Origin of the sequence: Roseovarius marisflavi (assembly GCF_900142625.1) — a bacterium.
GTDB lineage: Bacteria > Pseudomonadota > Alphaproteobacteria > Rhodobacterales > Rhodobacteraceae > Roseovarius > Roseovarius marisflavi.
Genome location: NZ_FRBN01000002.1, coordinates 123637 through 144052, shown reverse-complemented (window position 1 = coordinate 144052; position 20416 = coordinate 123637). Strand labels below are relative to the sequence as shown.

The window sequence follows — 20416 nt, the reverse complement described above, 5'->3', positions numbered from 1 at the left end:
CCACCCACCCACCCCCTCCCGAAAAGGGGGCAGGGCGAGTGTGGCTACTCGGGGTCAGGGCGCATGATGATACAGGTGGTCGAACCGGTTGCATAGACGCGGTCGTCGTCGACCCCGCGCAGTTCGCCCGAGGCCACACCGGTCGAGCGGCCCGAATGGTCCACCGTCCCAATTGCGCGCACCATTGTGCCTAGCGGCAGGGCGCGAGTAATATTCACCTTGTATTCCAACGTGGTATAGACCTCGCCGCGCGCCAGTCGGGTCATCACCGCGCAGCCCATGCAGCTATCGAGGATCGCCCCGAACCAGCCGCCATGCACACCGCGCATCGGGTTGGTCACGTCAAAACCCGCCGCGCCCTCGAACACCACCCGCCCGTCTTCGGCCAGCACCGGCCAGAAGCCGAGCGTCGCCCCGATGGGCGGCCCGGCAAGCCGACCTGCGATCATGTCCTGCATGAACTCTAGGCCCGACCGCGACATCAGGTCGGTCCGGTCGGGCAGATCGTCAAGTGATGTGGCGCGCCGCACTGCCATTTTCGGCCCCTCCTGATCCTTTGTCGCAAGGTAGGCGGGGCCGATAGGCGCGTGCAAGCGGCTTATGCCACGTGGCGCAGTTCCACCTTGGGCGTGACGCCAAGCGCATGGCATACGTCGCGCGTCAACTCGGGACGGTTGAGCGTATAGAAGTGCAAGTCTTCCGCGCCGCCTTCGATGAGATCGCTGCAAAGCTCGGTCGCAAGAGCGGTTGCCAAAAGGTCGTGACGGTCGTCGCGAATGGCCTTGCCAAAGGCATCATCAAGCCATGCGGGCACCTGCGTGCCACAGGCCGCGGCAAACTTGCGTGTCCCGGTCCAGTTTTCAACCGGCAGGATGCCGGGGATGATCGACGCATTGATTCCCGCCTTGGCACAGGCATCGCGGAAGCGGAAAAACGTCTCGGCCTCAAAGAAGAACTGGGTGATCGCCTCGCTGGCGCCGGCGTCAAACTTGCGCTTGAGCCAGTCGATATCGGCTTGCTGGCTGGTGGCCTCGGGATGTTTCTCGGGATAGGCCCCAACGCGGATGATGAATTTGCCGGTGTCGGCGAGGGCCGAAATGAGCTCGCAGCTATTGCCAAACCCCTGCGGATGCGGGGCAAAGCCAGCGGCGCCTTTGGGCGGATCGCCACGCAGGGCGACAATCTCGGTCACGCCAGCGTCGGCGAATTGATCTGCGATCTCAAGGGTTTCCTCGCGGCTTGCGTCAACGCAGGTCAGATGCGCGGCCACGTTAAGGCCGGTCGCCTTGTGCAGAGTGCCCACCGCGTCGCGGGTCAGCTCGCGGGTGGTGCCACCCGCGCCGTAGGTGACCGACACAAAGCGCGGCTCAAGCGGGGCGAGGGTCTGGACCGTGTCCCACAGGCGAAAAGAAGCCTCGAGCGACTTGGGGGGGAAGAATTCAAACGAAATACGGGGCGTTTTCATTGCGCTAATCCTACTCGGGGTTTCGTGTTGTCCTCTTGTTGCAGGATGCGCTTTGTGAGACAACTTCATAAAATTCATGGTTTGAATGAGGTTCGCTAATATATGCATATCGAGTTTCGGCATCTCAAGACCATCCGCGCCATTCATCAGGCCGGTGGTTTGGCCAAGGCGGCGGATCAGCTGCACATCACTCAATCGGCGCTGAGCCATCAGATCAAGGGCCTTGAAGATCAGGCCGGGGTCGAGCTTTTTGTGCGTCGTTCCAAGCCGTTGCGCCTGTCGGCTGCGGGGCATCGCCTGTTGCGGGTGGCCGAAAAGATTCTGCCCGAGATCGAGGCGCTTGAAGCCGAATTCGAGGGCCTGCGCGAAGGCAGCGCCGGGCGGCTTCATATCGCCATCGAATGCCACGCCTGTTTCGAGTGGCTTTTTCCGGTGCTGGAAGCCTTCCGCAAGACCTGGGGCGAGGTCGATGTCGATATCCGCCCCGGCCTTGCCTTTGATGCCTTGCCGGCCCTGCAAAAGGAAGAGGTCGATCTTGTGGTGTCGTCCGACCCCGAGGATCTGCCGGGGATCATCTTCAAGCCGCTGTTTGATTACGAGCCGGTTTTCGTCGCCTCAAGCCAGCACCCGCTGGCGCAAAAGCCCTATGTCGAGGCGGCGGACTTTCGCGATGAGGTGCTGATCACCTATCCGGTTGATCGCTCGCGTCTCGATGTGTTCACAGAGCTTCTGACCCCCGCCAAGGTCGAACCGCGCAGCATTCGCCAGGTCGAGCTGACGGCGGTGATCCTGCTCTTGGTCGCCTCCAACCGCGGGGTTGCGGTATTGCCCGATTGGGTGGTGCGCGAGGTCAAGACAAGCACCGATTACGTGACCCGGCCCCTGACCAAGAATGGCGTGACCAAGCGCCTTTACGCCGCAATCCGCGAGGATGACGCCGACAAACCCTATATGGCGCATCTGTTGCGCTTGGCGCGCGAAATCCCGGTGCGGTTGCAGCGCGGTTAACCAAGCGCTGCGCGCAACTCTGCAAGCCGCCCGGGCAGGGCGCGGGCGGCGATGTCGGCCTCGCGCAGCAGGTGGTCAAAATGCAGTGTCAGCGCCTGCACCCGTTCGCTGTCGCGAAACACCATGTAATTGCGTCCGATATAGATCACCGCCAGAAGCGGGCCCAGAATGGTGACCGGCGCCGAATAGACCCGGCGCGCGTCAAACAGATAGAGCCGCAGACTTGGGTAAAGCTGGGTCGTGACCGCGATCAGGTGATCAAGCTGCGCGCGCCGCAGATCAAGCGGCAGATCGCGGTAATAGCCCTCGGCGCGGGCAAAGCTTTCAAGCTCGTGTATCGGCAGGGCAATTTCGTAATCCGAGCGCGCGGCGCGCATCCAGGCCATGCGATCCTCGGAGGCGCCGATCGCCTGATCGGTGCTGCGCCCCAGGTGCGGGGCGTACTCCCATTCCAGCATGGCGCGGGTCTTGAGCATATCCGGCAGACCGGCGGGCACATGGCGGATCTTGTAGCCGGCGGCTTCCTTGTGCCACTGAAATATCTGCTCATCCACAAGCGCGCGTGGCGCCTCGGTCAGCGAGAGCGTATTGGCCAGCATGTCGGCGGTGGTTTCGGGCCGGTCGGTCAGCCCCAAAAGCCAATCGGCCGAGACCCCGAGCGCGCTGGCGCATTCGCCAACCACCTGGGCATTGGGAAGCCGCGCCGAAGGCCCCTTGAGCAATTGCGAGATCGTCGAGCGATCCACCCCGATGGCGCGGGCAAGCGCGCTTTGGTTGCTCTGACGCAGGCGCATCGCCTCGCCCAGACGGGTGCGAAACAGGTCGGCGCGCAGGCGTTTGTCGATTTTTTCATTCATACGGTAATTATAATCACAGTTGCAGAGATTTGTTAACCATATCCGAACTGGTCAGCCTGACCAAATGGGAACAACTTTGGCGCAGGGTTTGAAAAGGAAAGGCCCGCTTATGGAGACACGCAAGCGCACGGTCGTAAAGGCAGTGATCTGGAACCTGATCGGCTTGGCCGTGATGGCCCTGGTCGGGGTGATCTTCACCGGGTCATTCACCGCAGGGGGCATGATGGCCGCGATCAACTCCGCAATCGGGCTAAGCAGCTATTTCCTGTACGAACGTCTGTGGACGCGCATCCACTGGGGGCGCTGCCTTGAGTAAGATGTACCGCGCGGCGGTGGAGTGGCCGACGCTGGCCTTGCTACTGCTTTGCTATGGGGGTTGGGCGATTGGCACCACCTTGGTTGCGGCGCTTTGGCTGCCCCTTGGGGTGGGGCTATGCGGGCTTTGCATCGCGCTTCATTCTTCGCTTAGCCACGAGGTTCTTCATGGTCACCCGTTTCGCGCGCGCCGTTTGAATGAGGCGCTCGTTTTTCCGGCGTTAAGCCTGCTGATCCCCTATCAGAGGTTCCGCGATACCCATCTGGCGCATCACCGGGATGCGGTGCTGACAGATCCTTACGATGATCCGGAAACGAACTATCTTGACCCGGCCCTTTGGCAAAGGGTGCCGCGATGGATGCAGGCGGTGTTGCGGGCCAACAACACGCTTGCGGGGCGGATGATCATCGGTCCGCTGGTCGGTCAAGTGTCGTTCATGGCCGCCGATTGGCGCGCGATCCGGGCCGGTGACGGTGCGGTCCTGCGCGGCTGGCTCTGGCATATTCCGGCGGTGGTGCTTGTGTTGCTCTGGGTCGGCGTGTCGGCGATGCCGCTCTGGGCCTATCTGGTGGCTGCTTACCTGGGGCTGTCGATCCTTAAAATTCGAACCTTCCTGGAGCATCGCGCCGTGGATCGGGCCAGCGCGCGCACTGTGATTGTTGAGGATCGCGGGCCATTGGCGTGGATCTTTTTGAACAATAACCTGCATGTGGTGCATCACACGCACCCGAATGCGGCGTGGTATGAATTGCCGGACCTTTATGCGAAGAACCGGGCGCAGTACCACGCGCGCAATGAGGGATACGTCTATCGCTCTTACGCCCAGATATTCCGCCGACACTTCTGGCGCGCCAAAGATCCGGTTCCCCATCCGCTCTGGCCATGGCGCCGCGGGTAAGGCCGGACAAAAACATTCGTCGAATATTTTTGGGATAAGATTTTCCTGCGAAAAATCTTGGGCGCTGGTCATTGCGGTGAATCCGGGGCAAGACGAGCTGATGGAAGCCTGGATACTCCTTTCCGTAGCGGCGGCAGCGTTTCAGACCTTGCGCTTCATGCTACAAAAACGCCTCAGCATGGGGGCGCTTACGGCTGGCGGGGCGACGCTCGCTCGGTTTTTCTATTCGGCGCCTTTGGTGGTGGCCCTGACCCTTGGCTATCTTGCGCTGACCGGGGCGCCGCTGCCGGGGTTTTCGCTGCTGTTCTGGCTATATGCGATGACCGGCGGGCTGACGCAGATCCTGGCGACATGGTGCGTTGTGGCGCTGTTTGCCGAGCGCAATTTCGCCGTGGGGATCACCTTCAAGAAAACCGAAGTGGTGCAGACCGCAATCGTCGGCCTGATCGTGCTTGGCGACCGTATTTCGGCGCTTGGTCTCGGCGCGATCGTGTTGGGGCTTGTCGGCGTCTTGATCCTGTCGGACACGCCGGGCCTTGAGCGGCGCTGGTTGCGCCGGATCGCGAACCGGGCGGCGTTTCTGGGGCTGGCCTCGGGGGCATTTTTCGCCATTTCCGCCGTCGGCTATCGCGGCGCCACGCTTGAAATCGCAAGCCAGGACCCGCTGTTGCGTGCCGGGGTCACCCTGGCGGTGGTCACGCTGGCGCAGACCTTTGCGCTTGGTGCCTGGTTGATCTGGCGCGAGCCGGGGCAGGTCAGGCGCGTAGCGGCTGCCTGGCGCAGCGCGGTCTGGATCGGCGTCGCGGGCATGATGGGCAGCCTGTTGTGGTTCACCGCCTTCACCCTTGAAAACGCGGCCTATGTCTTTGCCGTGGGTCAGGTCGAGGTGATCTTTTCTCTCGCCGCCTCGGTGCTGTTCTTTGGCGAGAAAATCACCCGGCGAGAGGCGCTTGGTATCGCGCTGGTGACCCTGTCGGTTATTGCGGTGGTTGCGTTCCGTTAAGCCGCAGGAACAGGCTTTCTTCATCGTCATTGCGAAAGAACGGCACCGATTCAGGCGGTGCGGGATCATGGGCGCGGGCAGAAACCTCGGCCAGAACCACCTCGGTAATAAACGGCAGGTCGAACTTGCGCGCATCGCGCAGCGGCACCCATTGCAGATGCGAAAGCTCGTCGCAGGCCTCGGAGAAATCATCAAGATCGCCTGCGATGTCACCGGCATCGACAAGGAAGAACCGCGCATCAAACCGGCGCGGCCGCCCCGGCGGCGTAATGGCGCGAAACACGAATTGTAGCGGGTGCGCCACCGGCACATGACCGCGTGCGGCAAATCCCTCCCAATCGGCGGGCACCTCGTCCGGCCAGTCACCGGGTTGCCCGAGGATCAAGCCGGTTTCCTCCCAAAGCTCACGGATCGCGGCGGCGGCAAGCGCGTGGGCGAGATCCTCTTTGCTGTCTTCCAGCAAACGCTCGGCGCAGATCGCGGGCAGGGCACGCGCCAGCGGCACCTCTGCATCGGCGGTATCGACCGCCCCGCCGGGAAAGACGAATTTGTTGGGCATGAACGCGGCCTGCGCGCCGCGCTGTCCCATAAGGACATGCGGATCGCCCATGCGGTCGCGCAACGCGATGACGGTTGCGGCATTGCGAATGGCGGATTTATCCGGTGTCGTGCTGGTCATACTGGCCCTTTCTGCGGCAAAGGATCAGTGGTCACCTCCGAACCCATGCATCAGCCGGGCCCATTGGAAAGCAACAATCGCCCCTTTCAGTCGCGGCAAAAGGTAAAGCGACAGGGTGATGGTGCCAATAGCGAATATCGTGAACAGCACAAGCGGCTCGGGGCGAAATTGCACGAATGCGATGTGCAAAAGCGGCGCCATCAGGTGACCCACGATCAGAATCGTAAGGTAGGCCGGCCCGTCGTCGGCGCGGTTGTGGCTAAAGTCTTCGCGACAGACCGTGCAGGTGTCACGCACCTTGAGATAGCTTTTCAGCAGCGGACCATTGCCACAATTCGGGCATTTCCGGCGAAAGCCTCTGCGAAGCGCGGGCCAGAGGGCGCGGTCTGTGCTGATGGCGGTCTGATAGGTCATGGTCATCCCCGAAATTGATCTGGGCAAACTGGTGCAGATTGCGCCGCGAATAAAGGGGTCAGGGCGTCCTTGCGTCGCCATGTCGCAAAGCCGGGATCTAAAGGTGAGACACGCGCAGAAGGCGGTCTGCGAAAAAATCCACACAAGGCACGACGGAAACCGCAGCGGGTTGCGTATCAGTTTCAGGATTGGCCGATACCGGCCCGGTTCCTAAGACCCACACACGATCACTTTGATGGAGAGAAAAAATGAAAAGACCAATTTTGGCTTCAGGCATACTTGCCGCCGTGATTGCGGCGACATCGACCTCTGTGATGGCTCAGCAAATGGGACAGGGCGGCATGCGCCATGGCCCCGGCTTTGATTTTGAAGAGCTGGATGCAGACGGCGACGGCAAGGTCACGCAGGAAGAAATGCAGACCCGCGCGCAAGAGCGGTTCATGGCCGCCGATACTGATGGCGACGGCGCGATTTCCGCCGAAGAAATGACCGCCCGCATGCAGGCCCGCATGGCCGAACGGATGGCCGCAAGGGCACATGCGATGATGGAGAGCCGCGACACCGACAAGGATGGCAAGATCTCCATGGATGAGATGCAGGCGGGCCGGATGGGCCGCATGTTCGAGATGCACGACAGCGATGGCGATGGCACGATTTCCGCCGAGGAATTCGCCGATATCGGCAAGATGCACAAAGGCGCGCGTCAAAAAGACGGGTCCGGTCGCTATGCCGGGATGCATGGCGAGCATGGCAGGGGCCATCATGGCGCCAAAGGGCGCGGGTATGAAGGGTGCGGGTATGACGGCCATGGCAAAGGGCATCACCGCGACGTCGGACATCATGACCATGACGATCACCACCATGGCCACCATCACCACAGTCATCATGATCACCACTGATCTTTGATCAAGGTGGCGTGCCGACAGCGTTAAACCGCTGTCGGCCTTGTGGAGGGGGCCGCCTCCTGTGCAGTATGATACCTATGGAACACGGACATGCCGCTGGACACCATGAGTGATGAGCCGGACGAGATTTTGCTGGTCTTGTTTGCCAATGGCAACGCGTCGGCCGCGCGTGCGCTGACCGCGCGTCTGACGCCGCGCGTTATGGGGCATGCCTATCGTCTGCTTGGCAATCACGCCGAGGCCGAGGATGTCACGCAGGAGGCCATGCTGCGCCTGTGGAAGATCGCGCCGGAGTGGCGTCAGGGCGAGGCCAAGGTCACGACCTGGCTGTACCGGGTGGTGGCGAACCTTTGCATTGATCTGCGTCGGCGTGCGCGGGGCGTTGCATTGGACAGCATTCCAGAGCCCGAGGATGGCCGCGCAAGTGTCACCGATCACATGCAGGCCGAGGCCCGCGCCGAGGCGCTCCAGACCGCCCTTGACCAATTGCCGGACCGGCAGCGACAGGCGGTTGTGTTGCGTCACATCGAAGGGCTGGCGAACCCAGAGATTGCCGAGATCATGGACATCACCACCGAAGCGGTGGAAAGCCTGACGGCGCGGGGCAAACGCGCGCTGACGGCGGCCCTTGCAGGGCGACAAGAGGAATTGGGATATGGCGATGAGTGACAAAGACGATATGCCGGGGCTTGAGGTGTTCTTTGACGCCGCGCGCAGGCATGGCGCGGAGCCCTCTGTGGCCCTCTTGGCCCGGATCGACGAGGACGCGCAGGCGGTTCAGGCCCTCGCCCGCAGGCCCGCGCCGCACCCGACCCGCCGCAGCACCCTCTCGACCCGGCTCTATCGCCTGCTTGGCGGATGGCCCGCGGTGACCGGGCTTGCGACGGCGGCGATGGCCGGGGTCTGGCTTGGCATCAGCCTGCCGGAGGGGATTTTGGATGGCGCGGGCGAGAGCGCCTATCTCATTGATGTTGCGCCGGAATTGGCGTTTGATCTTGCTGGGGGAGAATTCTGATGGCGATGGGAACGGAGAATACCACCGGCGACAAGCCCGTGCCCCGGCTCGGCCCTTGGGTGCGTGGCCTTTTGGTGGTGTCGCTGGCATTCAACCTTTTGGTGGTCGGCGTGATCGGCAGTTGGGCCTTGCGCCACGGCGGCACACATGGCGGGCATCACCCCTCGAGGCTTGACATGGCGGGCGGACCTTTGACCCGCGCGCTGAGTGACGAGGATCGCCGCGAGATCGGTGAAAAGATGCGCAGTGCCTATCGCGATGGCGGGCGCACCCGCGCGGCGCAACGTGCCGGTTTTGATGCGCTTGTGGCGGATCTGCGCGCGGTGCCGTTTGACCCTGCCACCGTTGCGGCGCGGATGAGCGAGCAGCGCGAAGGGTTTCGTGACCGCCTTGAGCTGGGTCAGCGGCTTTTGCTCGACCACCTTGCCACGATGAGCAACGCCGAGCGGGCCGCCTATGCCGATCGCCTTGAGGCGCGGATTGACGAGTATCGCGCCCGGCGGGCCGAAAGGAGCGGCGACCGGGACTGACCGGCGCCGGTCTCTGGTCTATTCGTCAAGCGCGCCGTGGATCGCGAATTGCTCGATTCCGGCATCCTGCGGCTCGATTGCGCGAAAGCTTTCGCGCACCCCCGCGTCGGTCAGATCGCGCGCCACCGTCAACAGGGTGTTGGCGGCGTGCTCTTCGCAAAGCTCGACCATCTGCATGATCTCCTCGACGGCCACGGGCAGGGCGGCCTCGGCGTCGGGCGCGCCGTAGACATCGACAAAATGCTGGGCAAGGGCGCGCGCCAGCGTGTCGATCTCGGCCTGCTCGATCTGGGTCACGGCGACAAAGGTCACGCGGCCAAAGGTTTCCACCCCAAGCCAGCCATTGGCAAAGGCCTGTCGCGCCTTGCCGGTAAGGTCGGCCTCGCTCCAGTTGGAAAACTCGAAGCCGCCGGGCACACACCATTCACCGGTGCGCGCCGGGCTGTGATAGACGCGTTGATCGCTTTCGTCGAAATGGATGGCACGGGCAAGTTTCATTGCGGTGACTCCAACAAGGTGCTGAGGGGTATAAGGTGGGTGGTGTCATTGTCGCGCAACAGCATGCCAAAGCGCTCGTCGACGCCGAGGAATTTGCCCGCGATGCCGTTCTGGCGCACATCCTCGCCCATGTCATGGGCGAGCGGGCGCCATTCGGAATGCAGATCCTTGCCGCCGTCTTCTTCCCAGCGGTTGATCCAGACGAGCGTATGACGCGCCCAGCTTTCCAGCAGGGCAACAGGATCAACCTCGGCACAGCCCTCGTCATAAAGCGCGGTCTGATCGGGCCGGTCGCCGGGGCGCTCATTGATCTGCATCAGCGGCAGGTCGATCCCCACCACCAGCCAGCCGGGCAGGGCCGCCGGGTCAGAGCCGCCCGCCGCCACCCGAAAATGCCCACAGGCGGCGCCGTTGATGCGGATACCGCCCGGCCATTCCAGATGCACGGCAACCTCGGGCGGGGCCAGGGCGCCAAGCGCGTTCTGAAAGCCCACACCACATGCCGGAAGCATCGCCATCGCCTCTTCAAGCGGTACCTCGGGGGCCATGACCAAAGCCGCCAAAAGCCGGTTGGCGGTGATGTTATGCACGATAAGCCCCGCGTCACAGCCAAGGCTGGCCATGGCGCAGGCCTTCTCGAACGGATCAATGGCCCCGCTCACCGCCAGCCCCGACATGAGCGGTGGAAAGGCGGGCGTGCTCATGCGACGCCTGCATCGATCAGTTGCCGCGCGATATCGCGGAACGCCTGCGCCTGCGGGCTGTCGGGTTTGGAGACCACGATCGGCGCGCCCCCGTCCGCCGCCATCCGGATATCCATATGCAGCGGGATTTCCGCCATCAAGGGCACGCCAAGCTTTTCGGCCTCGGCCGCAACGCCGCCATGCCCGAACACATGCTCTTCATGGCCGCACTGCGAACAGATATGCGTCGACATGTTCTCGATCATGCCCAGAACCGGCACGTTAAGCTGGTTGAACATGTCGATGCCCTTGCGCGCATCCAGAAGGGCGATGTCCTGCGGGGTCGAGACGATGATCGCGCCGTCGACCTGCGCCTTTTGCGCAAGGGTCATCTGCACGTCGCCGGTGCCGGGCGGCAAATCCACCAAGAGGCAATCCAAAGCGCCCCATTGCACCTGCATCAGCATCTGTTGCAGCGCGCCCATCAACATCGGACCGCGCCAGACAACCGCCTGACCTTCGTTGGTCATCAGGCCGATCGACATCATCGTGACGCCGTGATTGCGCATCGGCAGGATGGTCTTGCCATCCGGGCTTGACGGGCGACCGGACACGCCAAGCATGCGTGGCTGGCTTGGCCCATAGACATCAGCATCCAAAAGCCCGACGCGACGCCCTTCGGCGGCGAGCGCACAGGCGAGGTTGGCCGAAACGGTGGATTTGCCGACACCGCCCTTGCCGCTGGCAATGGCGATCAGGTGATTGACACCGGGCACCTTTTCTGGGCCCTTGGGCTCGGCCTTGCGGTTGGGTTTGAGATCGGGCGGCGCCTTGGCGGAATGCCCGGTCAGAACGACCGAGACCTCGGTGACACCGTCAAGCGCGCGCACGGCGGCCTCTGCGGCGTCGCGCACCGGGCCATAGGCCTCGGCCTTGGCCGGGTCGATTTCAAGAACGAAGCGCACCGTGCCACCCTCGACATTCAGCCCGCGGGTGACCCCCGCCGAGACGATATCAGAGCCGCTGACCGGATCGGTGATTTGTTTCAATGCGTCCAGAACGCTGTCGCGGGAAAGGGCCACCTCAGTTTTGCCCCTTGATCGTACCGGTGACCACATGCTCGATATCGAGCCCGTCCACGGTAAGGACAACCTTGGCGCTGAACTCGCGCCCGGACGTGTCGCCCGCGCGGCGGATGCCCTCTTCGATGGCCTGCTGCGAGGTCACGCCGACCTGTTTGAGGAATTTGCGCATCGACATGTTGAAATCTTCGCTCATGTGTCTCTCCGTTTGGTGTTCAAGATGGTTGACGCAGACATGCGGCTGTTTCTAACGTGGGGCATGCAAGGATGGAACCCAAGCCCGAACCGTGTGTTGCGGATGATCATTTTCTGTCTGGCGGTGCTCTTGCCGGTGAGCGCGACGGCCGACGAGCGGCTGTTTCGCCTGAGCGCACCCGAGGCCCTGATCGCCAGCGGGTTGCTTGATTACCTGCGCCCGCGCTTTTCGCTCAAGACCGGCGTGCGGATAGAGATCGTGACCGGCGATGGCGAAGCCGAGGTGGCGTTTGGCAAAACCGAGGGGCGCGCGGTTTTCATCGGCGAGGGCGCGACATGGCGGATGCGTCTGCGCGGCACCCATGCGGGCGCGGCGCGGTTTGCCGATTGGCTGACCTCCGAGATCGGACAGCGCACCCTGACGAGTTTTGAGGTCGACGGGCGCGCGCCCTTCACCCTGCCAGAGGCAGAGGACAAGGTCGAGGTTGCGCTTGTGTTCGAGGGCGACGCGGTGGCTGGCAAGGGCCTGTCGCTGCGCCATTGCGGGCGTTGTCATGTTGTCTCGGAAGAGAACCGGATGAACGCCATCGGCTCGACCCCGTCGTTCGCGGTGCTGCGCGCGCTGCCCGATTGGGGCGCCCGGTTTCAGGGCTTTTTCGCGCTTAACCCGCACCCGGCCTTTACCCAGGTCGCAGAGATCACCGAACCGTTCGCCGATCACCTTCCGCCGCCAATCGTGCCGGTCGAGATCACGCTTGATGATCTCGAGGCCATCATGGCCTATGTCTCGGGGGTTGCCCCGGCCGATCTTGGCGCGCCGATCAGGCATCAGTGATCCTTGCGCTTGCTGAGGTAATCCTCGGTGGTGCGCACGGCGGGGCGTTCGGCCCCGGCGAAGGGGTTGTTCTTTGAATGATACTGGGCGTTGATCCGGCAGCCATCGCACATCTGGATCATCTTGGCGGTGTCCGAGGTGGCGAACATCGAATGCTTGCCGGCCAGCTTTTCAACCACCTTTTCGACGGTCGATTTCACCCCGAACAAGGCACCGCATTCGATGCAGGCAAACGGCTCTTCCTCGTTCAGCACGACCTGCGTCAGGGCAGAATCCCCAAGGTTCATGCGTGGTTCCAGCGTGATCGCCTGTTCCGGACAGATCGTGGCGCAGATCCCGCATTGCAGGCAGGCATCTTCCTGAAAGCGCAGCTGCGGCATGTCGGGGTTGTCAAGCAAGGCCCCCGACGGGCAGAGCGACACACAGCTCAGGCAGAGCGTACAGCTCTCGGTATTGACCAGAACCGCGCCATAGGGGGCGGCCTCGGGCAGGGGCAGGACCTCATCGCCGGGCGTGAGAGTCTTGGCCGCAATGCGCGCCACCTGTCGGCGGCTCCCCATCGGCAGGATCGGATCGGCGCAGGGCGCAGGTGTCTCGCCCGCATCATAAAGCGCGTCGCACAGAGCATCGGGATCGCTCAGGTCCAGAAGGGTCACACGGCCCGCACCGGCCATCGCCTGCGCCAGCGGAATTTCAAGGTCAAGCGCGTCGCGCTCGGTGCGCGGCGACACAAGGATGGCCACCTCGGCAAAGCCCGAGGCAAGCGCCGCCAGAATTTCCGCATGGCCAAAGCCCGACAGGGCCTCGACCTCAAGCGGGATCACATCGGCGGGCAATCCGCGCCCGTGACGGGCCGCAAGGCTGATCATCTGGCCGCCGTGATCGTGGTCACAGACCAACAGGCGCGGCGCGTCGCCGCCCGCCTTGCGATAGGCCGAGGCCAGCGTCTGAATACGGCGAAAGGTGACGTCGGGCGAGGGCGCATCATAGGTGATTGCGCCCGACGGACAACGCGCGGCGCACGCCCCGCAGCCGGCACAGATCATCGGGTCGATGGTCACATGCTCGCCCATCGGCAGGATCGCCCCGGTCGGACAGATATCAAGGCATTTGCTGCACCCGGTCTGCTCGGCGCGGCTATGGGCGCAGATCAGCGGTTCAAGCGCGACGTAAAGCGGCTTTTCAAAGGTGCCGATCATTTGCGCGGCCTCGAAAACCGCGTCCGAGACGGCCGTTATGCTGCCGGGATCGGCGCGCAGATAGCCTTCGCGCTTTTGCGGCGCCGGGAACATCGGCGTGGCGCCGGTCAGGTCAAGGATCACGTCGCAGGCGGTCTGACCGCCATCGCGCGGCGCCCCCCAACCAAGCGCGCCACGGCCCGCCGGGTTGACCTGTTGCAGCGCGTCAATCGTCAACTCGAAGTGCCCGAGCGCGCCCTTGGCATGGGAAATGCGGCCTCGGATCGCATCGAAATCGCGGGCCTCTGGCGGGGCGCAATCATCGGTCAAAAGCACCGTGACGCCGAGCAGGGGCGCCAGTTTTTCGGCGGCCGCAAGCACCACGTCAGAGCCGCCGATGATCAGGCAAAGACCCTCTGAAATCACATCCAATGTCTTTTCGCGCGGCGCCGGAAGGCTGGCCTCGGCCAAAAGCGCGGCCATTTTGGGTAGTTTCGAGGCGCTGTCATCGCTCCAGCCGGCCCGGTCACGCAGGTCGGCAAAGGCCGGTTCAGCGGCCCCGATATCGGCGGCCAGTTCTTCGAAAATCCGCTGTTCCTGACGGCAACAAATAATTGCGTCACCGCCCTCGATGGCCTTGGCGGCAAGCCCGATTTCATCGGTGCAGAGCGCGGAATGCACCCGCGAACAGCCAAGACCGGTGGCCTGTGCAAGGGCGTCACCATCCAGCGTTTGAGTGCCGGAACAGTCGCACAAAATCAATTGCTTAGGCATTTTTACCCCAGTGTTTTCGCGATGTTGAGAAGAACGTTGGTTGCGTCAGTGCGGCGTCAGAGTAGGCATGATTCGACCCCGTCGTAAACAGCAATTCCAATCGCGCCAACCCGGCGCAACGGCCCAGGTCGGGGGCAGGTGATTCGTTTTCGATGGCCGCATTGTCGCAATTGCTGCAAAGCGGCGAAAGTGGCAGGTCGGTCAATCTGACCGTGTTCATCCCTAAGGTGCGGGAATTCGGTCCAAAATGTCCTGTCTTTTCACTTGGTGGACGATTGCACACAGAAAACGCTTTGAGTGGTCAGAAATCTGCACCAATCTGGAGGCAAACAGCCAGGGACGAAAAACCAAGCGTGATCTACAATCCGAAGACCTATGCCACGATCCCCGTCGGGGTCGTTATCCGAAGGGCACCCGGCGTGACCCGTTGGGCGGCTTGGTCGTGGCGCGCGGTTTCGGTCATGCCCGGCGCAGGCGCGGCGGATTGGCGCGAGCTGCGTCGCGACGGCGACACGGTGGATTACCACGCGGCCACCGCCCAGATGGACTTGCACGGCGCTGAAACCGAGGCCTACCTTCAGGGGATCTCGGCGCGGGTGCCCTCGGTCTACGTGGTGATGCGCCAGAATGTCGGCGCAGATGCGGCGAGCAAGCCTTTTCATGTGGTGCTGGTCACCGCCTCTCCCTTCGAGGCCCAGGACTACGCCGACACCGGCGAAGAGATCGTCGAGAAAGTCGCCATGCCCGAGGGGCTTGTGGCCTGGGTGCGCGAATTCGTCGATGCGCATCATCAGGAAGAAACCTTCAAGAAACGCCGCCGCGACAAGACCGATGTCAATCGTGTCGAGGATGGTGTCGGCGATCCGCGCATTCACCAGCTGAGCGATGTTTACCGCGCCCCTGCCTCTGTCCGCAAAGGACGGGTGCATTGAGCCGGGGGGATTTCTGGTCGCGCCGCAAGGCGCAGGTCGAGGCAGAAGCCGAGGCCGAGGCGCGCGCCAGCGAGGCCGAAGCCCTTGCCGCGCGCGATGCGGAATTGGCCGAAAAGACTGATGCCGAGCTTCTGGAAGAGCTGCAATTGCCAGATCCCGATACGATGGGGCCGGGGGATGATTTCCGCGCTTTCATGACCAAGGCCGTGCCGGACCGGCTGCGCCGTCCGGCGCTGCGTCGTCTTTGGACGTCGAACCCGGCGCTGGCAAACCTTGACGGGCTGCTGGATTACGGCGAAGATTTTACCGACAAGGCCAAGGTGCTTGAGCACATGCAGACCGCCTATCAGGTGGGTAAGGGCATGACCGCCCATGTCGAGGAAATGGCCCGTCAGGCCGAGCTTGAGGCAAACCCGCCCGAAGAGTCGCCGCTTGAGGAAGAAGAGCTTCTGGAGGACGAACAGCCCGAGGCGACCGTCGCCATGGCCGAGGACGAGACCGAAGAGACCGCAGCGACAGGCGACGCGCCGACCGCGACCGGGCAGATAGCCGAGGCGGCCCCGCAAGAGGCCGACGAGGCCCCGCCGCGCCGTCGTATGAGTTTCGCATTTCAAGATCAGACCGGAGCATCGGTATGACCAACCAAGAGGCCCTGATGGAAAACCCAAGTCCCGCGCATGAGATCACCGAAGAGGATCGCCTGCGCGCCGATCTTTACGACTACCTTGGCGTGATCCTGTCGCGTCCGCCCGAGCAGAAGCTGCTTGATCAGACGGCGGGCCTGAGCGGCGGCGACACCGACCTTGGCACCGCGATTGGCGCGCTCGCGCGCATCGCGGGCCACAGCAAGGCGCGCGCGGTCGAAAGCGAGTTCAACGCGTTGTTCATCGGTCTTGGCCGGGGTGAATTGCTGCCCTACGCAAGCTACTACCTGACCGGCTTTCTCAACGAAAAGCCGTTGGCCGGGCTGCGCCGGGATATGGCCGCGCGCAGCATGACGCGCGCCCAGAACGTTTACGAACCCGAAGACAACATCGCCAGCCTGATGGAGATGATGGCCGGGATGATCACCGGGCGCTATGGCAAACCCGCCAGCCTTGCCGATCAGAAACAGTTCTTCGGCAAGCACATCGGCCCCTGGGCCGGTCACTTTTTCACGGATTTGGAAGCAGCGACCAATTCGGTTTTCTATGCTTCGGTCGGCGCTGTCGGTCGGGTCTACATGGATATCGAGGCGCAGGGCTTCCGGATGAGCGCGGGCTAGCCCGCATAACCGGCGGGGCAACCCGTCATCACCCAAGGGAGGAACACCCTTATGACCAAGAAGACCGAGGGCGACACCAGCCGCCGCGATTTTCTGAAACTGGCCGGCACTGCTGCGCCTGCTGCGGCGGCTTTTGCTGTTGCGGGCGGGACCGCTGCCGAGGCGGCCCAGCCTGACCTGTCATCCGACAGGATGCAGGACACTGCGCATACTCGCGCCTATCTCGACAGCGCCCGGTTCTAAACCGCCGGACGAGGTCAAACACCGCTGACGACTGGTTGCGATAGGCCCGACTGTCAGAGGAAACCGTAGTACCCGGCAGGTTCCGATTGGACTGCCAAGGGAGGAGAGAAACATGCTTAGGAAAAAGACCAACGGGGTTGCGAGACGCCCCCAGCGGACCAGTATCCTGTCCGAGGTCGCCGAAAAGTCGGTCGACCGCCGCGCGTTCCTGCGCGGATCCGGCCTGGCCATTGGTGGCCTGGCCGCAATTGGCGCCATGGGCGGCACCGTGACGCGTGCAAACGCGCAGAGTGCAGCCAATGAAGCCGTCGAGACGATCAAATCCGTCTGCACCCACTGCTCGGTCGGCTGTACGGTCGTTGCCGAAGTCCAGAACGGTGTATGGGTCGGGCAAGAGCCCGGCTGGGACAGCCCGTTCAACCTTGGCGCCCATTGCGCCAAAGGCGCCGCGGTGCGTGAACACGCCCATGGCGAACGCCGCCTCAAGTACCCGATGAAAAAAGAGGGCGGTGAATGGAAGCGCATCAGCTGGGAACAGGCGATCGACGAGATCGGCGACGGCATGATGAAGATCCGCGAAGAAAGCGGACCTGACAGCGTCTATTGGCTCGGCTCTGCCAAGCACAACAACGAACAGGCCTATCTGTTCCGCAAGTTTGCTGCCTATTGGGGCACCAACAACGTGGATCACCAGGCGCGGATTTGTCACTCGACCACGGTTGCCGGTGTTGCAAACACCTGGGGCTATGGCGCGATGACCAACTCCTACAACGACATGCACAACTCCAAGGCGATCTTCATCATCGGTGGCAACCCCGCCGAGGCGCATCCCGTCTCGCTGTTGCACATCCTGAAGGCCAAGGAACAGAACAACGCCCCCCTCATCGTCTGCGACCCGCGCTTTACCCGCACGGCGGCGCATGCCGATGAATATGTGCGCTTCCGTCCCGGTTCGGACGTGGCGCTTGTCTGGGGTATTCTCTGGCACATCTTCGAGAATGGCTGGGAAGACAAGGAATTCATCCGCACCCGCGTCTGGGGCATGGATGAGATCAAGGCCGAAGTTGCCAAGTGGACCCCGGAAGAGGTCGAGCGTGTCACCGGCGCGCCGGGTGAACAGCTGCGTCGCGTTGCGCGTACCATGGCCAACAACCGCCCCGGCACCGTCGTGTGGTGCATGGGTGGCACACAGCACACCAACGGCAACAACAACACCCGCGCCTACTGCATCCTGCAGCTGGCCCTTGGCAACATGGGCACATCGGGCGGTGGCACAAACATCTTCCGTGGTCACGACAACGTGCAGGGCGCAACCGACCTTGGCGTTCTGAGCCACACCCTGCCGGGCTATTACGGTCTGTCGGGCGGTGCCTGGGCCCATTGGGGCCGCGTCTGGGGCGAAGATGCCGACTGGCTTGCCGGTCAGTTCGACAGCATCAAGGACAAGGACGGCAAGGACACCTCCTTGCAGAACCTCAAGGGCATCCCTGTCAGCCGCTGGATCGACGGCGTTCTGGAAGACACGGAAAACATGGATCAGCCCAACAAGGTGCGTGCCATGGTTCTGTGGGGCCACGCGCCCAACTCTCAGACGCGCGGCAAGGAAATGAAAACGGCTATGGAAAAGCTGGACATGCTGGTCGTCGTTGACCCGTATCCCACCGTTTCCGCCGTCATGCATGACCGCACCGATGGCGTTTACCTTCTGCCGGCCTGTACGCAGTTCGAGACCCGCGGGTCCGTAACCGCGTCCAACCGCTCGCTTCAGTGGCGTGACCGCGTTGTCACACCGCTGTTTGAAAGCAAGCCGGACGAGGTCATCATGGCCAAGTTCGCCAACAAGTTTGGCTGGGCCGACCGCTTCTTCCGCAACATCGAGATGGACGATGCGGAAACGCCGAACGTCGAAAGCATCACCCGCGAATTCAACAGCGGCATGTGGACAGTCGGCTATACCGGTCAGTCGCCAGAGCGCATCAAGAAGCACATGGCGAACCAGCACACCTTTGATCGCACCACCTTGCAGGCCCGTGGCGGCCCCGCAGATGGCGATTACTATGGTATGCCTTGGCCATGCTGGGGCACCCCCGAGATGAACCATCCCGGCACGCCCAACCTCTATGACATGTCCAAACCTGTCAGTGAGGGTGGCCTGACCTTCCGCGCGCGTTTCGGCGTCGAGCGGGATGGCGACAATCTTCTGGCCGAAGGGGTCTATTCTGCGGGGTCTGAAATTCAGGACGGTTACCCTGAATTCACCATGCAGATGCTGATGGATCTTGGCTGGGACGGTGATCTTACCGCCGAGGAACGCGCGTCGATTGATGCCGTTGCCGGACCTGGCACCAACTGGAAAACCGACCTTTCGGGCGGGATTCAGCGGGTGGCGATTGCCCATGAATGTGCGCCCTTCGGCAATGCCAAGGCGCGGGCCGTCGTCTGGACCTTCCCCGATCCGGTGCCTCTGCACCGCGAGCCGCTCTATACGAACCGGCGCGATCTGGTCGTGGATTATCCGACATACGAGGACCGGCACGATTACCGTCTGCCGACCATGTATGCCTCGATCCAGAAGAACGACTTCTCGAAAGAGTATCCGATCATCCTCACATCCGGCCGTCTGGTCGAATATGAAGGTGGCGGTGACGAGACCCGTTCAAACCCCTGGCTGGCCGAGCTTCAGCAGGACATGTTCGTCGAAATCAACCCGCGCGATGCCAATAACCTTGGTGTGCGGGACGGCGCGCAGGTCTGGGTTGAGGGTGCCGAAGGCGCCAAGGTCAAGGTCATGGCGATGGTCACCGAACGGGTGGGCGAAGGCGTTGTCTTCATGCCCTTCCACTTTGGTGGTCATTTTGAGGGCAAGGATCTTCGGGCGAATTATCCCAAAGGGGCAGACCCCTATGTCTTGGGTGAAGCGTCCAACACGGCCCAGACCTATGGCTATGATTCCGTCACACAAATGCAAGAGACCAAGGCGACTCTTTGCAAAATCAGTGCAGCATAAGGAGATACTGACATGGCAAGAGCAAAGTTTCTTTGCGACGCCGAACGCTGCATCGAGTGCAATGCATGCGTAACGGCCTGTAAGAACGAGCACGAGGTGCCGTGGGGGATCAACCGCCGCAAGGTGGTCACGATCAACGACGGTAGCCCGGGCGAGCGTTCGATCTCGGTGGCGTGTATGCATTGTTCAGATGCGCCGTGTATGGCGGTTTGTCCGGTGGATTGTTTCTATCAGAACGAAGAAGGCGTCGTTCTGCACTCCAAGGACCTGTGCATCGGCTGTGGTTATTGCTTTTACGCGTGCCCGTTTGGCGCGCCGCAATATCCGCAGGCCGGCAACTTTGGCAGCCGCGGCAAGATGGACAAATGTACCTTCTGCGCCGGCGGTCCCGAAGAAAACCACTCCGCAGCCGAGTTCCAGAAGTACGGGCGCAACCGGATTGCAGAAGGCAAATTGCCGATCTGTGCCGAAATGTGCTCGACCAAGGCCCTGCTGGCGGGCGATGGCGACGTTGTGTCGGCCATCTACCGCGAGCGTGTCGTGGCGCGCGGCTTCGGCTCGGGTGCCTGGGGCTGGGGCACGGCCTACGAACAGAAAGGCGGCTGACCTCTGGTCAGGGGCGCACCCGAAACGGT

General features: G+C 62.6%; 25 protein-coding genes. 15 read left to right on the top strand and 10 right to left on the bottom strand.

What is annotated here, in order from left to right; all coding sequences use genetic code 11:
* Nucleotides 1-44 precede the first annotated feature (44 nt).
* Together BUB78_RS03005 and metF are read right to left on the bottom strand one after the other, a co-directional pair.
* Nucleotides 45-536 (bottom strand): PaaI family thioesterase, encoded by a 492-nt coding sequence (locus BUB78_RS03005; protein ID WP_073194905.1) that lies wholly within the window; start codon nt 534-536, stop codon nt 45-47.
* A gap of 62 nt (nt 537-598) precedes the next feature.
* Entirely contained in the window at nt 599-1465 is an 867-nt protein-coding gene (gene metF / locus BUB78_RS03000) for a methylenetetrahydrofolate reductase [NAD(P)H] (RefSeq protein WP_073194903.1), read from the bottom strand.
* 102 nt (nt 1466-1567) lie between these two features.
* Between metF and BUB78_RS02995 the strand changes: the two genes are divergently transcribed.
* The gene (locus BUB78_RS02995; RefSeq protein ID WP_073194901.1) at nt 1568-2473 is read left to right on the top strand and encodes a LysR family transcriptional regulator; all 906 of its coding nucleotides are present in this window, start codon (nt 1568-1570) and stop codon (nt 2471-2473) included.
* Here BUB78_RS02995 and BUB78_RS02990 read toward each other — a convergent pair.
* Entirely contained in the window at nt 2470-3330 is an 861-nt protein-coding gene (locus BUB78_RS02990; protein ID WP_073194899.1) for a helix-turn-helix domain-containing protein, read from the bottom strand. The genes BUB78_RS02995 and BUB78_RS02990 overlap by 4 nt on opposite strands.
* A 109-nt stretch (nt 3331-3439) precedes the next feature.
* Between BUB78_RS02990 and BUB78_RS02985 the strand changes: the two genes are divergently transcribed.
* The 3 genes from BUB78_RS02985 to BUB78_RS02975 all read left to right on the top strand — a co-directional run bounded on the left by BUB78_RS02985 (nt 3440) and on the right by BUB78_RS02975 (nt 5547).
* Nucleotides 3440-3646 carry a DUF2061 domain-containing protein gene (locus tag BUB78_RS02985; RefSeq protein ID WP_073194898.1) on the top strand — a complete coding sequence of 69 codons (207 nt, stop codon included), beginning with the start codon at nt 3440-3442 and terminating at the stop codon, nt 3644-3646.
* Nucleotide 3647: 1 nt separating this feature from the next.
* Nucleotides 3648-4544 carry a fatty acid desaturase gene (locus BUB78_RS02980; RefSeq protein WP_073194897.1) on the top strand — a complete coding sequence of 299 codons (897 nt, stop codon included), beginning with the start codon at nt 3648-3650 and terminating at the stop codon, nt 4542-4544.
* A 100-nt stretch (nt 4545-4644) separates the two neighbouring features.
* Nucleotides 4645-5547, top strand: a complete 903-nt coding sequence (locus tag BUB78_RS02975) for a DMT family transporter (protein WP_073195218.1) — start codon at nt 4645-4647, stop codon at nt 5545-5547.
* On the opposite strand, the gene BUB78_RS02970 is transcribed toward BUB78_RS02975, so the two are convergent.
* Both BUB78_RS02970 and BUB78_RS02965 read right to left on the bottom strand, forming a co-directional pair.
* Nucleotides 5522-6226: an NUDIX hydrolase gene (locus tag BUB78_RS02970; RefSeq protein WP_073194896.1), complete on the bottom strand. Its 705-nt coding sequence runs from the start codon at nt 6224-6226 to the stop codon at nt 5522-5524. The two genes, BUB78_RS02975 and BUB78_RS02970, sit on opposite strands and share 26 nt — an antisense overlap.
* Before the next feature lie 24 nt (nt 6227-6250).
* On the bottom strand, nt 6251-6646 hold the full coding sequence (locus BUB78_RS02965; RefSeq protein ID WP_245813338.1) for a DUF983 domain-containing protein: 396 nt from the start codon (nt 6644-6646) through the stop codon (nt 6251-6253).
* Nucleotides 6647-6888: 242 nt separating this feature from the next.
* Between BUB78_RS02965 and BUB78_RS02960 the strand changes: the two genes are divergently transcribed.
* From BUB78_RS02960 to BUB78_RS02945, 4 genes are all read left to right on the top strand, one after another.
* Complete coding sequence (locus BUB78_RS02960) at nt 6889-7539, top strand: EF-hand domain-containing protein (RefSeq protein WP_073194894.1); 651 nt, start codon at nt 6889-6891, stop codon at nt 7537-7539.
* Between the two features lie 96 nt (nt 7540-7635).
* Nucleotides 7636-8214: an RNA polymerase sigma factor gene (locus BUB78_RS02955; RefSeq protein ID WP_073194892.1), complete on the top strand. Its 579-nt coding sequence runs from the start codon at nt 7636-7638 to the stop codon at nt 8212-8214.
* Nucleotides 8207-8560, top strand: a complete 354-nt coding sequence (locus BUB78_RS02950) for a hypothetical protein (RefSeq protein WP_073195217.1) — start codon at nt 8207-8209, stop codon at nt 8558-8560. The genes BUB78_RS02955 and BUB78_RS02950 overlap by 8 nt, the downstream gene beginning before the upstream one ends.
* Nucleotides 8560-9090: a periplasmic heavy metal sensor gene (locus BUB78_RS02945; RefSeq protein WP_073194890.1), complete on the top strand. Its 531-nt coding sequence runs from the start codon at nt 8560-8562 to the stop codon at nt 9088-9090. Before BUB78_RS02950 ends, BUB78_RS02945 begins: the two co-directional genes overlap by 1 nt.
* A gap of 18 nt (nt 9091-9108) precedes the next feature.
* Here the strand turns inward: BUB78_RS02945 and BUB78_RS02940 are convergent, their stop codons facing one another.
* From BUB78_RS02940 to BUB78_RS02925, 4 genes are read right to left on the bottom strand one after another with little or no spacing between them, the layout of a single operon-like run.
* A complete protein-coding gene (locus tag BUB78_RS02940) occupies nt 9109-9588 on the bottom strand; it encodes a DUF6505 family protein (RefSeq protein ID WP_073194889.1) in 480 nt (159 codons plus the stop codon).
* Nucleotides 9585-10292, bottom strand: coding sequence for a biotin/lipoate--protein ligase family protein (locus BUB78_RS02935; RefSeq protein ID WP_073194887.1), 708 nt, complete (start codon nt 10290-10292; stop codon nt 9585-9587). Before BUB78_RS02935 ends, BUB78_RS02940 begins: the two co-directional genes overlap by 4 nt.
* Nucleotides 10289-11353: an Mrp/NBP35 family ATP-binding protein gene (locus BUB78_RS02930; protein WP_073194886.1), complete on the bottom strand. Its 1065-nt coding sequence runs from the start codon at nt 11351-11353 to the stop codon at nt 10289-10291. Before BUB78_RS02930 ends, BUB78_RS02935 begins: the two co-directional genes overlap by 4 nt.
* Before the next feature lies 1 nt (nt 11354).
* Complete coding sequence (locus BUB78_RS02925) at nt 11355-11549, bottom strand: DUF6494 family protein (RefSeq protein WP_073194884.1); 195 nt, start codon at nt 11547-11549, stop codon at nt 11355-11357.
* Between the two features lie 63 nt (nt 11550-11612).
* On the opposite strand from BUB78_RS02925, the gene BUB78_RS02920 reads away from it, so the two are divergent.
* Nucleotides 11613-12383 (top strand): hypothetical protein, encoded by a 771-nt coding sequence (locus BUB78_RS02920; protein WP_073195216.1) that lies wholly within the window; start codon nt 11613-11615, stop codon nt 12381-12383.
* On the opposite strand, the gene BUB78_RS02915 is transcribed toward BUB78_RS02920, so the two are convergent.
* The gene (locus BUB78_RS02915) at nt 12377-14335 is read right to left on the bottom strand and encodes a 4Fe-4S binding protein (protein ID WP_073194882.1); all 1959 of its coding nucleotides are present in this window, start codon (nt 14333-14335) and stop codon (nt 12377-12379) included. The genes BUB78_RS02920 and BUB78_RS02915 overlap by 7 nt on opposite strands.
* Nucleotides 14336-14688: 353 nt before the next feature.
* Here BUB78_RS02915 and BUB78_RS02905 point away from each other — a divergent pair, with 353 nt between their 5' ends.
* The 6 genes from BUB78_RS02905 (at nt 14689) to fdh3B (ending at nt 20387) form a co-directional block, all read left to right on the top strand.
* Nucleotides 14689-15267: a DUF3305 domain-containing protein gene (locus tag BUB78_RS02905; protein ID WP_245813337.1), complete on the top strand. Its 579-nt coding sequence runs from the start codon at nt 14689-14691 to the stop codon at nt 15265-15267.
* Nucleotides 15264-15905 carry a DUF3306 domain-containing protein gene (locus BUB78_RS02900; protein ID WP_073194878.1) on the top strand — a complete coding sequence of 214 codons (642 nt, stop codon included), beginning with the start codon at nt 15264-15266 and terminating at the stop codon, nt 15903-15905. Before BUB78_RS02905 ends, BUB78_RS02900 begins: the two co-directional genes overlap by 4 nt.
* Nucleotides 15902-16531, top strand: a complete 630-nt coding sequence (locus BUB78_RS02895; protein ID WP_073194876.1) for a TorD/DmsD family molecular chaperone — start codon at nt 15902-15904, stop codon at nt 16529-16531. The genes BUB78_RS02900 and BUB78_RS02895 overlap by 4 nt, the downstream gene beginning before the upstream one ends.
* A gap of 51 nt (nt 16532-16582) precedes the next feature.
* Entirely contained in the window at nt 16583-16774 is a 192-nt protein-coding gene (locus BUB78_RS02890) for a twin-arginine translocation signal domain-containing protein (protein WP_073194874.1), read from the top strand.
* Between the two features lie 112 nt (nt 16775-16886).
* Nucleotides 16887-19781, top strand: a complete 2895-nt coding sequence (locus BUB78_RS02885; protein ID WP_073194873.1) for a formate dehydrogenase subunit alpha — start codon at nt 16887-16889, stop codon at nt 19779-19781.
* A gap of 12 nt (nt 19782-19793) precedes the next feature.
* A complete protein-coding gene (gene fdh3B / locus BUB78_RS02880; protein ID WP_073194871.1) occupies nt 19794-20387 on the top strand; it encodes a formate dehydrogenase FDH3 subunit beta in 594 nt (197 codons plus the stop codon).
* Nucleotides 20388-20416 lie beyond the last annotated feature (29 nt).